11 protein-coding genes are annotated in these 12,621 nt (G+C 48.4%); 10 read left to right on the top strand and 1 reads right to left on the bottom strand.

The annotated features are described in order from the left end of the window. Positions 1–89: 89 nt before the first annotated feature. The 5 genes from PsWM33_RS11635 to PsWM33_RS11615 are packed head-to-tail and all read left to right on the top strand — an operon-like array spanning position 90 to position 4,892. Positions 90–1,067 (top strand): ABC transporter permease, encoded by a 978-nt coding sequence (locus PsWM33_RS11635; RefSeq protein ID WP_063300346.1) that lies wholly within the window; start codon positions 90–92, stop codon positions 1,065–1,067. Between the two features lie 10 nt (positions 1,068–1,077). After that, on the top strand, positions 1,078–1,998 hold the full coding sequence (locus tag PsWM33_RS11630) for an ABC transporter permease (RefSeq protein ID WP_063300345.1): 921 nt from the start codon (positions 1,078–1,080) through the stop codon (positions 1,996–1,998). Between the two features lie 7 nt (positions 1,999–2,005). Continuing rightward, positions 2,006–2,992: an ABC transporter ATP-binding protein gene (locus PsWM33_RS11625; RefSeq protein ID WP_063300344.1), complete on the top strand. Its 987-nt coding sequence runs from the start codon at positions 2,006–2,008 to the stop codon at positions 2,990–2,992. Continuing rightward, on the top strand, positions 2,989–3,993 hold the full coding sequence (locus PsWM33_RS11620) for an ABC transporter ATP-binding protein (RefSeq protein WP_063300343.1): 1,005 nt from the start codon (positions 2,989–2,991) through the stop codon (positions 3,991–3,993). Before PsWM33_RS11625 ends, PsWM33_RS11620 begins: the two co-directional genes overlap by 4 nt. 29 nt (positions 3,994–4,022) lie before the next feature. Further along, entirely contained in the window at positions 4,023–4,892 is an 870-nt protein-coding gene (locus PsWM33_RS11615; protein ID WP_208994529.1) for an N-formylglutamate amidohydrolase, read from the top strand. Between the two features lie 200 nt (positions 4,893–5,092). Here PsWM33_RS11615 and PsWM33_RS11610 read toward each other — a convergent pair whose 3' ends face one another. After that, positions 5,093–6,199 carry a tyrosine-type recombinase/integrase gene (locus PsWM33_RS11610; protein WP_063300342.1) on the bottom strand — a complete coding sequence of 369 codons (1,107 nt, stop codon included), beginning with the start codon at positions 6,197–6,199 and terminating at the stop codon, positions 5,093–5,095. A 276-nt stretch (positions 6,200–6,475) separates the two neighbouring features. Between PsWM33_RS11610 and PsWM33_RS11605 the strand changes: the two genes are divergently transcribed. From PsWM33_RS11605 to PsWM33_RS11585, 5 genes are all read left to right on the top strand, one after another. Continuing rightward, positions 6,476–6,865, top strand: coding sequence for a helix-turn-helix domain-containing protein (locus PsWM33_RS11605; RefSeq protein WP_063300341.1), 390 nt, complete (start codon positions 6,476–6,478; stop codon positions 6,863–6,865). A gap of 2 nt (positions 6,866–6,867) precedes the next feature. Next, entirely contained in the window at positions 6,868–7,335 is a 468-nt protein-coding gene (locus PsWM33_RS11600; protein ID WP_063300340.1) for a hypothetical protein, read from the top strand. Between the two features lie 159 nt (positions 7,336–7,494). Beyond that, complete coding sequence (locus PsWM33_RS11595; RefSeq protein WP_063300339.1) at positions 7,495–8,541, top strand: AAA family ATPase; 1,047 nt, start codon at positions 7,495–7,497, stop codon at positions 8,539–8,541. Further along, positions 8,483–10,930, top strand: coding sequence for a S8 family peptidase (locus PsWM33_RS11590; RefSeq protein ID WP_082826978.1), 2,448 nt, complete (start codon positions 8,483–8,485; stop codon positions 10,928–10,930). The genes PsWM33_RS11595 and PsWM33_RS11590 overlap by 59 nt, the downstream gene beginning before the upstream one ends. Continuing rightward, positions 10,930–12,612 (top strand): hypothetical protein, encoded by a 1,683-nt coding sequence (locus PsWM33_RS11585; protein ID WP_063300337.1) that lies wholly within the window; start codon positions 10,930–10,932, stop codon positions 12,610–12,612. The genes PsWM33_RS11590 and PsWM33_RS11585 overlap by 1 nt, the downstream gene beginning before the upstream one ends. The last annotated feature ends 9 nt before the right edge of the window (positions 12,613–12,621 follow it).

The following is a 12,621-nucleotide window of genomic DNA, read 5'->3' as shown; positions in this document are numbered from 1 at the left end:
GCGCTTATGCCGGTCTTTTTCTTTTCTAAGGCCAACACACATCTCAATTATTTCAATGGGTTGGCTTTACCTGCGAAAGATTTAAAGACATGTCTGTCTTCGTTCTCAGGCGCCTGATGCAAAGTGGCATAGTCATGATTGCTATGTCCGTCATTGTGTTCTTTGGCGTGAATGTGGTGGGGGACCCCATCGATATGCTGGTCGCACCGGATGCGGATCAGGCCGAGATTGAGCGCGTCATCCGCGACTTCGGCCTCGATAAGCCTGTGTGGCAGCAATACACGGTCTTCGTCAGCAATGCTTTTAAAGGAGATCTGGGCACCTCCTTTATCTTTGGTGAGTCTGCGCTCAAGCTCATTGTTGAGCGTATGCCTGCCACGCTGGAGCTCGCCTTCATGGCGCTCCTCATGGCCATAATCATCGGAATTCCGCTCGGCCTCTATGCAGGGCTGCGTCCCAACGCCATTTCCTCACGCCTCATCATGAGTGGCTCAATTCTGGGCTTTTCGCTACCCACATTCTGGGTAGGCATCATGATGATCATGCTTTTTGCCGTGATGCTCGACTGGGTGCCCGCCACAGGGCGTGGAGATACCATCTCGGTGCTCGGCATGCAGGTCTCGTTCCTCACCGCAGATGGCTTCTCTCACATCGTTCTCCCGGCACTTAATCTTGCACTCCTGAAAATCTCACTGGTGATCCGCCTGACACGGGCAGGGGTGCGGGAGGTCATGCATATGGATTTCATCAAATTCGCTCGCGCCAAAGGTCTGTCTGCCAACCGTATTGTTATGGTGCACCTGTTCAAGAACATCATGATCCCCGTGGTTACAGTCCTCGGCTTGGAATTCGGCTCTCTCATTGCTTTTTCGGTAGTTACAGAAACCATCTTTGCTTGGCCCGGCATGGGCAAGCTGCTCATTGATGCCATTCAGCAGCTCGATCGCCCGATCATCGTGGCCTACCTGATGATCATCGTGGTGCTCTTCGTCGTCATCAACCTCATTGTTGACATCCTCTATTCCATTTTGGACCCGCGCGTGCGGCTTCAGGATGCGACGAACTAAGGGGCATCTCATGACCATAGAAACAAGCCTCAAACCACCACGAAAGCAGCTCTTTTCTGGCGATACTCCCATGAGCCGCTTCCTCTCAGAGTTTGTTGAGAGCAAAGTTGCCGTCGTCGCTGCGCTCCTGCTGTTCACAATCATCATGGCCGCACTGTTTGCCCCATGGATCACCCCGCAAAACCCTTATGACCTTGCCCAAGTCAGCGTGCTGGATGCACGCATGGAGCCAGGAGAGCAAAGCTTTGACGGGTACACCTTCTGGCTTGGCACAGATGGGGCAGGGCGTGACCTCTTCTCTGCAATCCTCTACGGCCTGCGCATCTCGCTCTCTGTTGGTGTCACCAGCGGCATCATCGCACTCATCATCGGCATGTCCGTCGGTTTGATCGCAGCTTATGTTGGAGGCCGTACAGAAACCTTCATCATGCGTATCGTAGACCTGCAGCTTTCCTTCCCAGCCTCTCTGGTTGCTTTGATGTTGCTGGCATTGATGGGCAAAGGCGTCGACAAAATCATCCTCGCCCTCGTCGTAGCGCAATGGGCCTACTACGCCCGTACGGTGAGGGGGACAGCCCTTGTTGAACGTGGGAAGGAGTACGTGGAAGCCGTCACTTGCCTTGGCCTCAGTCATGCCCGCGTGCTCTTCCTGCACATCATGCCAAATTGCCTGCCACCACTCATTGTGGTGGGAACGGTTCAGACCGCCCACGCCATTGCGCTGGAAGCAACCCTGTCGTTCCTCGGTGTTGGCCTGCCGCAAACAGAACCATCTCTCGGCCTGCTCATTGCTAATGGCTTTGAGTACGTAATCAGCGGCAAATACTGGATTTCAATCTTCCCCGGCATAGCCCTGCTTGTCACCGTGGTTGCCATCAATCTGGTGGGCGATCAGCTGCGTGATGTCCTCAACCCGCGCCTGAGGAAGTGAGGATAATATGAACACGCCAAACACACTCACAGTCAAAAACCTCAAAACCCACTTCTTCACCAAGGCAGGTGTTGTCAAAGCCGTTGATGATGTCAGTTTTTCAGTCAAACCCGGCGAAATCCTGGGCCTAGTGGGTGAAAGTGGCTCTGGCAAAACCGTTATGGGTTTTTCGCTCATCGGTCTGGTGGATGAACCAGGCAGGGTGGTTGGTGGCTCGATCCTCCTCAATGGAGATGATCTGGCCAGAAAAGACGAAAAACAGTGGCGCGAGCTGCGGGGCAAGAAGATCGCTATGATTTTTCAGGACCCCATGATGACCCTCAACCCTGTCCTGCGCATCGACACGCAGATGATTGAGGCCATTCAGGCCCACGAGGACATATCCAAACAAGCGGCCAGAGAACGCTGCCGTGAAGCGCTCGTCCGCGTCGGCATCGCTTCACCGGATGAACGCCTCACGTCCTACCCGCACCAGTTCTCAGGCGGCATGCGCCAACGCGTTGCCATTGCCATCGCATTGCTGCACGAGCCGGATCTGATCATCGCAGATGAACCAACAACAGCTCTGGACGTCACCATTCAGGCACAGATCCTCTACGAGGTCCGCAAACTGTGTTCCGAGACCGGCATGTCCCTCATCTGGATCACGCATGATCTGGCTGTCATCAGCGGTTTGGCAGACAGGATCGCCGTTATGTACGCTGGGCGGATTGTGGAGCAGGGCAGCATTGATGAAGTGCTGGACGCACCACTGCACCCCTACACCAAGGGCCTCATTGAATCTGTCCCAAGCCGAAACAAACGCGGCGCCAAACTCTACCAGATCCCCGGCATGACACCCTCTTTGCTCAACTTGCCCGCTGGTTGCGCCTTTTCCAGTCGTTGCTCGGCAAAACAGAGTGATTGTCTGGTCGCCACGCCAGAGATCACGCAGTTAGGAGAGGAAAGGCAAGTCCGTTGCTTCCATCCTGTAAAGCAGGAGGAAATGGCATGACGCTTCTGGAAACTCCGGTCATCGAGCTGCAAGGCGTCTCCAAGCGCTTCACCAAAAAGCTGGACCTTGCTGAGAAAACACTTCGTTTCTTCGGTTCCAGTCTTAAGGAGCAGGTGGTTCACGCGGTCGATGATGTCTCGCTCAGCATCGCACCGGGAGAGGTGGTTGGCCTTGTGGGCGAAAGCGGTTGCGGAAAATCCACGCTGGGCCGCGTGGTGGCTGGCATTCACGAGGCCAGCGACGGCACTGTTCAGTTCCACGGAGATAACGTGAAACAGCTTTCCGGAACAGATGCCAGAAACGCCCAGCTCAAGGTGCAGATGATCTTTCAGGACCCCATGTCCTCCCTCAATCCACGCAAACGGGTGAGTGATATCATCGGCGAAGCGCCCCGTGTCCATGGCCTAGTTTCAAAGGCAGACCTCTCAGACTACGTGGACCAGATGCTTCTCCGCGTCGGCTTGGATCCGGATTTCAAAACCCGTTATCCGCATCAATTCTCCGGCGGACAGCGCCAACGTATCGGCATCGCCCGCGCTTTAGCAGTTAACCCGGAATTTCTTGTCTGTGATGAGTCCATTGCAGCGCTTGATGTGTCCATTCAGGCGCAGGTCATCAATCTTTTCATGGACTTGCGGGCACAACTCGGCCTCACCTATCTGTTCATCAGTCATGACCTTGGCGTGGTGGAGCACCTCTCCGACCGTGTGGTGATCATGTATCTGGGCCGCGTAGTTGAGATCGCGAAAACTGATGAGTTATTTGCCAGACCAAACCACCCCTACACACAGGCCTTACTGCGCGAAGTCCCGCGTATTGATGCCCGCAAGCAGGTGTATGAGCCGATCAAAGGCGAAATCCCGTCACCACTGGCCCCACCAAGCGGATGTCATTTCCATCCGCGATGTCCATTTGCCACCAAACGGTGCACAGAGCAGCAGCCAACCCTGAGGGAAATTGCTCCCGGTCATGTCTCTGCCTGTCACCTCAATGATGCCTAGTTAAACCAAAAATATTTGAGAGAAACACATTGCCCCAATCCATCGAAAACGTGCTGAACATCCATCGACCCGCAGAACTGACCAACCCGCTGGTGGTGGACTCTCCTCATTCAGGAGAGATCTACCCGGCGGACTTCCGCCCTTGCGTACCCGCCAGCCGCTACAAATGTGCAGAGGACAGATACGTCCACGAACTCTTTGAAAAGGCGGCTGAAACTGGCGGAACCTACCTCGAGGCGCTCTTTCCTCGCATCTACATCGACCCAAACCGCCGCGCAGACAACATTGATCCGGCCACTATCAAAGGCTGGACACGAGCAGCAAAGCCCGATTTCCGCAGTAACCTCGGCAAAGGCCTCATCTGGACAGAAGCCCCACCCACCAGCGGTCCGCTATATGATCGTGAGTTGAGCGCTGCGGAGATCGAAAACCGCATAGACGCCTATTACACCCCCTATTACGACGCACTCACCCGCCTGATGGAGCAAGCCCACGCCCGCTTCGGTGTGGCCTATCATCTGGACTGCCACAGCATGCAGGCGGTCTCCACCGTCATGCACGAAACTGGTGCAGGCGAAAAGCGGCCAGACATCACCCTGAGCGATCGGGATGGCACCACCTGCGACCGCGAATACATCTACACAGCTTGGGAAATCCTCACGAACCTTGGCTATGAGGTGAAGATCAATGATCCCTACAAAGGCGCAGAACTGGTCATTCACACAGGCCGCCCCCAACAAGGCTGGCACTCCCTCCAGATCGAAGTCAGCCGCGGCCTCTACATGAGCGAAGTAAGACTCGAAAAGTACTCAAACTTCAACAATCTCCAACAAGACCTGGGAACCTTCCTGAAACGCCTCTCCGAGTTCACAAAACAAAAAATCCAGCAGCCCGTTTAACTTAACAAACTTTGTAGAGCGGAACTAAGAGATATAGCGCGGCAATCATAATGGAAAAATATGGTGCACCCGATAGGATTCGAACCTATGGCCTCTGCCTTCGGAGGATCGTGTCATATTATTACTCCTTGATTTTAAAGAATTTTTAGTTTCAGGCATTATCCATTTTTGCCCGATTACTCCTTCTTTTCCCTCCTCTCTCATATCTTATTGCGAACTTTCTGCGAACGTCCGAGGCGAGCTGCCATTTCTTTGATATGATCTTTGTTATGATGAGCATAGACTTTCTCAAGTGTCTGGAAGCTCATTGCCATATATTCAGAAACGTCCTGTATCTTCTCGCCCGCCTGTACGAGGAGACTTACGCGGGTGTGCCTTAAAGTATGGGGTGTGACGCGGAGCTTTCCAGTTAGCTGCAAACCAGCTCTCTCGACCGCTTTTCTAAAGCTCTTATTGATGCTTTTTACTTGTTGCTTCGGTTTATGCTTTTGGTGAAAGACATAATTCGTTTCAGAGCCATATTTGTCAAAGCGTCGTTTCAGGTGTCGCTCAAGCTCAGGAGGCATTGGAATGTGAGCTCTAGGCTTGCCTCCTTCTTCATCTTCCTCATCATCAAACTCTGCCCCTTCCTTATTGAAGTTGAGCATTCCAGTTTCGAAGTCGATTTGGCTCCATTCTAACTCCATAATTGCGCCTTTTCGTGCTCCTGTGTAATAGGCGATCAACAAAAACAGCCGAAGAGTGAATTTACTTCGGTATTCAAAGCCGGCTGCCCAAAAGAGTCGCACATACTCCTCCTGAGTTAGCCAGCGCTGTCTTGGCTGGCCTCCTTTGGGTAGTGCTGGAAAATCGAACGGAATAAGGCGCTTCATCGCTGAAGAGTGATTAACAGCAGCCTTTAAGTCATTGAGGTCGCGTCGACATGAGCTGCGCTTCCTTGGGCTATCTTTCCAGAACTTACGGACTGATACATCATTTATTTGATCGACAGTTTGGTCTTTCCAATGTTCCAATAATTTCTGAATGGAGTAACTTAAGCGCCCGGCTGATTTTGCCCCCATTTTAAACTCAGCATAATCATCTAAAACTTGGGCAATTTTGAGCCTGTGAGGCGCAACAGGCTGACCTGTGCGCGAAGCCCTTCGCTCTCTTAGGAAGTCTTCGAACTTCTCCTCAGCTTCATAGCGGTCCGCAGTGCTTGTTGACTTGAGACGTCGTTTTCCGGTTTCGTGGCAATGGTAGACGATGTGATAAATGTCTCGGCCCGAAGGCTTTTTGAGGTGTGGTGGTTTTGCTGGTCTTGGCATGGCTCGATAGTATTTCTTTCAATTAACTCTTCAATTGCACCTTCTGGAATGAAGAGACTCCCATCAAGCTTCACGTAACGGACTTGGCGGTTTGTGATCCAAGACCGAATACGTTTCTCGGTGAAAATTGTTCGTTCAGCTGCTTCCTTTGGGGTTTCCAAAGACATTACGGTCTCCTTTGCCTTGAATTTTTGGACAAAAAATAGCAGAATAGGATAAATATGCGCTTAATAATATAAATAGGCGAATATTAGTCTATTTAGCAAGTGGGGTAATATGGAGATCCACAACCGTTTGTTGGTGGTCAGAAAAAACTTGGATAAACGACAGTTGGAATTTGCTGAGGAATTAGGTGTGTCTGGCACCGCTTACAAAACTTATGAAAAGGGATCTCAGGTTGTTCCAACATCAATTTTGCTTCAGTTGGCGGAACGATACTCAATATCCCCTAACTGGCTACTTTTGGGGATTGGCGGCATGCGGAATGAGCCCCCGACACACTTGGTGGTTTCGGCAATTCAAGCAGCAAGAGCAGTCATTGATGAGTTTGATTTCAAACCAGACCCTGACCAAGAAGTGCAACTCATCTGCAAAATGTTTGAGCAGCGGTTTACTGAGAACGATCGTATCGACAGCGGCCATACAGATTTGAAAAGGACGGGGTAGATATGAGAGATAATGAAATTGGAATAGAAGAACAGCTAGTTATTGCTAAGGCAAATCAAGAAATTAGAGATTTGCTTGAGAAATATGGACTGCGCATTGAAAAGGGTAAGCTCATTTTCCCAAAAGAAGATATGGAAATTCTCCGGTCCCACATTCTATTCTCACATTTTGTAAGTTTTTGGAAACACTATGCCATACGCATAAAACTGATATTCGTTTGCCTTGCTTTTTATCCTGTTATTGTTCTTGCAGCTATGATGAATGGCTTTGCAGATGTCGATTTCTTCTATCTATTTAGCATGGGAGTAATAAGCTTCTTGGTATTTGGCCTAGGCTTCCTTATTCAACGGGTGGAGGAAAATATTGGTTATTGGCAAGGGAAACGCGACAAGGGTGTAAAAACCCCACTCAAGAAAAAATGGCAATTCATCCCAGCAGATCTAAAGCGCTACAAAAGCAACGTGAATTAGCGTTGTAGGTGCGCTTGGAACAGTTGCAAAATCAATTGATGTTGGTGTTGCTCAATCTTATTGCCTACCTTGAAACCATTCGTGTTCGCTGTAGAATTAACTTTATAAACTGCTTCGTTTCATATAGTCAGCCCCAATCATGTTTTAAGGCTTCAGAAAATGGCAACGGCTAAACACCTCATTGGGCTAGTAAAGAGCCATGCTGAAGGGGATCAAGATCGCTTTTTTGATCTCGCGATGCAGCTTGCCGCGACGGAGCAGCAAAAAGGCCATAATCGTTTAGCTGAGCAGCTTAGACAGTGGGCTGAGGCAGCCCAACAGCCGAAGACTAAGTCCTCCTCAAATCTTACAACACTGGTTGAGCCTAGAGGCGATTTAGCGGGTCTACTCAGTGCTAGCTATCCATCGTATCGGCTGAATGATCTAATCTTGCCAGATTTTCTGGCCGAAGAACTTGACCATATAGTCGCGGAAGTTCACCTCACTGAGAGGCTAGAAGAGAAGGGGCTTCGGCCGAGACTACGTTTACTGCTATCAGGCCCTCCGGGAACTGGGAAAACGTTTAGTGCGCAGGCCTTGGCTGGTGAACTCAATTTCCCTCTGTTTTCAGTGCAGTTAAATGGGCTCATTACTAAGTTTATGGGCGAAACAGCGCAGAAGTTGAGAATGATATTTGATGCCGTGAGAACAACTCGCGGTGTTTATCTATTTGATGAAATCGATGCACTTGCTGCTACTCGTAGTTCTGAAAACGATGTTGGTGAGGCTAGAAGAATCCTAAATTCCTTCCTTCAATACTTGGATGAAGACACCGGGCCATCATTGATTATTGCGACAACAAATTTACCTGAAATTTTAGATCGGGCAATTTTGCGGCGGTTCGATTTGGTTCTTCCCTACGAATTGCCGAGTAAAGAAGCTGTCGAAAAGGCTATTCAAAAACGCTTATTGAATTTTGATACGCACAACGTAGACTGGCAAAATGTGTCTAATGCAGCTAAAAGTTTATCTGTTGCAGATGTTGTCGTTGCTGCTGAAGACGCCGCTCGTCGCTCTGTATTGTTGGACAAAAATTACATTGAAACTTCGCAGCTCTTAAACTCAATGGAGCGGCGAAGAAAATTGCATTCTTTGGGAACGCACATTCATGAGCCGCAAGCTACCTCATCTGATAATTCCTCTTCCGGCAGAAAAAAGACCTTATAGGTTTAGGGGAGGAGGAAGCGGAGATCGCGCTTCAGATGTTATTGATCGTCGCGGCCATGCAAGGCGATTATTATCTCAATTAGATAGATTTCCAGATCTAAGTAACAATGACTTGCCTGGAGTCTATCTCGAGTTCGTAGGTCGACACGATGAACCGTTTAAGTCAGATCCGCTGGATGCGAGCGGTCTAAAGCTGCTTCGCTTGGAAGAGCATAAAGACGAGACCGGATCAGAGTATACTTCTGCGGTCGTGTATGGATCAGAACTGGGAATTCGCAATCTTCGTCGAAAAGTCGAAGACTTCGAAAATAGAGATCGCACAGGGCGAGATGGTATATCCACGCGACCCTACAATGCAGATTTTGTGCAAAGCATCTCTGAGATTTCGGAGGCAGGCCTAAAAGCTCTTTGGACTAGCTCTTTGGATAAGTTTCCAACTGCACACGGGCAGGTTAGTTGGGAAGTCTGGCTTGATAGAGAAATGGCGCATACCTTCTTTGAACGTGCTGAGAACTATGGGGTCCATGTCGTTTCTGACAGAATTGAATTTCCAGAAGACATAGTGGTGAATGTGACGGCTTCAATCGAAGCACTTGCCAACGCAGTTCGGCATCTCGGTAGTGTCAAGTCACTTGCTGTCCCTGCAGTTGCAGCATCGTTTTTCGATGATTTAGACTTCAATGAGCAAAATGACTGGAGTGAGAGCTTACAAGCGCAGTCTTACTTTTCTGAGCCTGAGCAAGCAACATTCGTTACATTGCTGGATCGAGGCGTAAGTCGGTCAAATCCGCTACTTCAACCAATCTTACATCCTTCGAACCGACATGCAGCCAAACTCGAATGGGGTGTCGAAGATAATCATGGGCATGGGACAAAGCTTGCCGGGCTGGCAACATACGGTGATCTGGCTTATCCCTTGCAAAACAACTATCCATTCTACGTAAGCAATCATCTAGAGTCAGTGAAGATCATTCCTGACACAGGCAGTAATCCTCACTTTCTTCTCGGCGCGGTTACTGAGCAAGGTGTGAATGCTGTTGAGGTCCAAAGCGAAAGACGGCGAGTTTTCGCTATGGCTAGTACCACCGAAGATGATACTCCTCATGATGGCGCCCCAACGTCGTGGTCATCTGCCATAGACCAACTATCAAGTGGGGTGGGTGGTGAGTTCGACAATCGCCGACTTTTTGTTATCTCAGCAGGCAACTCAGATCAGAATAAGTTTATAGGGCGGAATTACCTACCCGTATGTGACGATCTAGAAAATGAGATTGAGTCGCCAGCACAAGCATGGAATGCAATCAGTGTGGGCGCTTATACTACGCGCGCAACACTGCCTGCTGGTGAAGTTGGCAGTCCGGTAGCAGAGCCCGGGGATCTTTCACCTTCTTCACGCACTGCCAGCTGGAGCTCTCATTGGCCTCTGAAGCCTGAAATTGTTTTGGAAGGAGGGAATTGGGTGTCTTATGGTGAGACGCAAACTCCAATGAAGCATCACAGTTTGTCGATGCTGACAACAGATAGAAATTTCCCAAATAGAACTTTCACGACATGCGGCGAGACGAGTGGAGCGACCGCTGTTGCTGCAAAGGAAATCGCTGAACTTTGGAGTGAATATCCAGAACTCTGGCCCGAAACAATTCGAGGCCTCTATATTTCATCAGCTCGCTGGACTGAGCAAATGCGCTCACACCTGCCAAATGATCGCAATATTGCAAAAGGTGATTTTGAAGTCCTGTTTCAACGTTATGGCTATGGGGCCCCTAATCTAGAGCGGGCGAGACGTAGCGCGTCTAATTCTCTAGTTTTGCTTGCTCAGGATGCAATACAGCCGTACCGCAGCGGTGACAGCCCTAATGCACTGAATAAACACAATGAGATGAAGTGTTTCTCATTACCTTGGCCAGTTGAAGAACTTCGGAAGTTAGGTAGCCACGAAGTTCGAATGCGGGTCACTCTGAGTACGTTCATTGAACCGAATCCATCTGAAACAGCACGTGGCACCAAATATGGCTATGCCTCACATAATTTGAGGTTCAAGGTTAGTCGTCCTGACGAAGATAAGGAAGAGTTTTGGGCTCGGATTAGTGCTTTAGAAGACGCAGAACGGGTGGATGGTGAAGACAACTGGATTTTCGGCTCTAATCGAAGAGATGTTGGGTCAATTCAAATTGATGAATTTGTAGCTCCAGCTTCTGACCTAGCAAGGCAAAATCACATCCTAATCCATCCGGTTCAAGGCTGGTGGAAACTGAAGAACGTTACCGACCCAGAAAACAGACACGCACGATTTGCTTTGATCGTTGAAATTGATGCCGGTGATGTCGATATTGATCTGTACACTGCAGTGAAGTCGCAAATTGATTTGCTTAGTTCTGTGGTGGTCTAATGTCCAAGAAACATACTGCAATAATTTTTCTGCACGGTATTGGCGCTCCACAGCGGCATGCATCAGTTAGTAACTTCCTAGATTATTTTGATCGTTATGGTCAAACTCAGAGTAAAGAACAAAGCGGAAAACCTAGAGGGTTTAAGTACGTTACTGAAGTGAGCGCCGCAGAGACATTTGAAACTACTTCGTTCGTAGAGCTTAAGCGCATTATGGAAGCGGATGGAAATCCTAGAGTCGATAAGAAAATCAGGGTGTATGAAGGGTATTGGGTTCCAGCGGCTCATTCTCGGGCAAATATTTTCTCAATTTTGATCTGGATTTTTACTAGACTATTGCACGCATTCAGCGTGCTCAGAGGCAGCTGGAGATCATATCCCGCGATTAAAACTAATATCCTTTTTAAAGATTTTCTCGGGAGCAAACGTCCTAGAACTGTTCAATTTTTAGAAGAATTATATAGGGATTTTGAGAAGTGGGATGCCCGAAGGCGTTATCCAGATGGAACGTTTAGAGATTTTTATAGTTTTTTAACTTTGGATCCAAGAGCAACTAGAAATCCAGAAATCTTGGGTGCCGCAAAGGAATGGAAGCAACATGTTCTGAGGACACTCCTATGGTCCACACTGAAAATGTTTTTGTCTTCCATGTTACTATTTCTTGCTATTTGCGCATGTGTCATTTCGATTTTCGTGATTTTTGACGGGTTATTGCGCAGTAATGAAATTTTTCACAGCGATTTCATAGATCTATCATTAGCAGCTGTGTGCGTTGTTGGCTTAGTTTCAATTGTCTTCTCGTGGGGTAATTGGAGCAAGTACATTTTGGATATTATCAATTGGACTATGCAGTCAGAAGAGAATGCAGAGTTCAAGACAAGGGAAAATGTTGTTGAATATGTTCAAGGCCTGCTCAAGCATGTGGTTTCAAATACAGATTGCGACAGGTGTGTAATAGTCTCCCACAGTCTGGGAAGCAGTATTGCAGTTGAAGCAACTCTCCGACTCGGCGGAGTGATAAAGGCCTCGAAATTGCAAGGAATAAGTGTTGGACTTGGTATTTCAGATTTAGATAAAGTAAGCTATATTTTTACACTGGGTTCTCCGATCGAGCATATTTTTAATAGATTTCAAGCTGATAGATCTATTTCGCATCGCTATAATCGAATTTCAGAAGAAAAACGGCTTTCTATTTCTCTTCCTCCCTTTTGGAACGTTGATAAAAAAGGCCAAACTAAAATTATTAACTTTTGGTCTCAATTCGACCCAATCAGCGCACCAATCTTCTCCTTACGAAAAAGTGCAAACGAGCGAAAAGACGCTGTCGTAAACGTAGAAACCTTGCCTTCAGGCTTTCCGCATCCGGTTGCTTCACACACTTCTTACTATGCAAACAAAACAGTAATTGGCGCTATCTATCAATCTGTCATGACTGGTGATTTACCTGAGTTCGAAGTGCATCAGCAAAGGAAATCTTCTTGGGGTTTCTGGGCTACCAGCTTATCATTATTGTTTTTGATATTCTTAAACCTTGTTTTAATGGGAATATTATCCTCAATTTCTATTGTCATTTTTATGATTTTGATAACTCCCATAGCCGTTTGGATACATTGCTTCCTCAAGAGAAAGACAATCGCCCATCAAAGTAATGGGCAAGATATGTTCCTTGAAAACCATAGTTGACTACCATGT

It is taken from the genome of Pseudovibrio sp. WM33 (assembly GCF_001623165.1).
Lineage (GTDB): Bacteria > Pseudomonadota > Alphaproteobacteria > Rhizobiales > Stappiaceae > Pseudovibrio.
The sequence above is the reverse complement of the archived record's forward strand: the minus strand, read 5'-3'. Positions and strand labels throughout refer to the sequence as shown.

Coding starts and splice junctions, on each gene's coding strand:
- PsWM33_RS11635 (WP_063300346.1), top strand. CDS start 90: ATGTCTGTCTTCGTTCTCAGGCGCCTGATGCAAAGTGGCATAGTCATG.
- PsWM33_RS11630 (WP_063300345.1), top strand. CDS start 1,078: ATGACCATAGAAACAAGCCTCAAACCACCACGAAAGCAGCTCTTTTCT.
- PsWM33_RS11625 (WP_063300344.1), top strand. CDS start 2,006: ATGAACACGCCAAACACACTCACAGTCAAAAACCTCAAAACCCACTTC.
- PsWM33_RS11620 (WP_063300343.1), top strand. CDS start 2,989: ATGACGCTTCTGGAAACTCCGGTCATCGAGCTGCAAGGCGTCTCCAAG.
- PsWM33_RS11610 (WP_063300342.1), bottom strand. CDS start 6,199: ATGCCAAGACCAGCAAAACCACCACACCTCAAAAAGCCTTCGGGCCGA.
- PsWM33_RS11605 (WP_063300341.1), top strand. CDS start 6,476: ATGGAGATCCACAACCGTTTGTTGGTGGTCAGAAAAAACTTGGATAAA.
- PsWM33_RS11600 (WP_063300340.1), top strand. CDS start 6,868: ATGAGAGATAATGAAATTGGAATAGAAGAACAGCTAGTTATTGCTAAG.
- PsWM33_RS11595 (WP_063300339.1), top strand. CDS start 7,495: ATGGCAACGGCTAAACACCTCATTGGGCTAGTAAAGAGCCATGCTGAA.
- PsWM33_RS11590 (WP_082826978.1), top strand. CDS start 8,483: ATGAGCCGCAAGCTACCTCATCTGATAATTCCTCTTCCGGCAGAAAAA.
- PsWM33_RS11585 (WP_063300337.1), top strand. CDS start 10,930: ATGTCCAAGAAACATACTGCAATAATTTTTCTGCACGGTATTGGCGCT.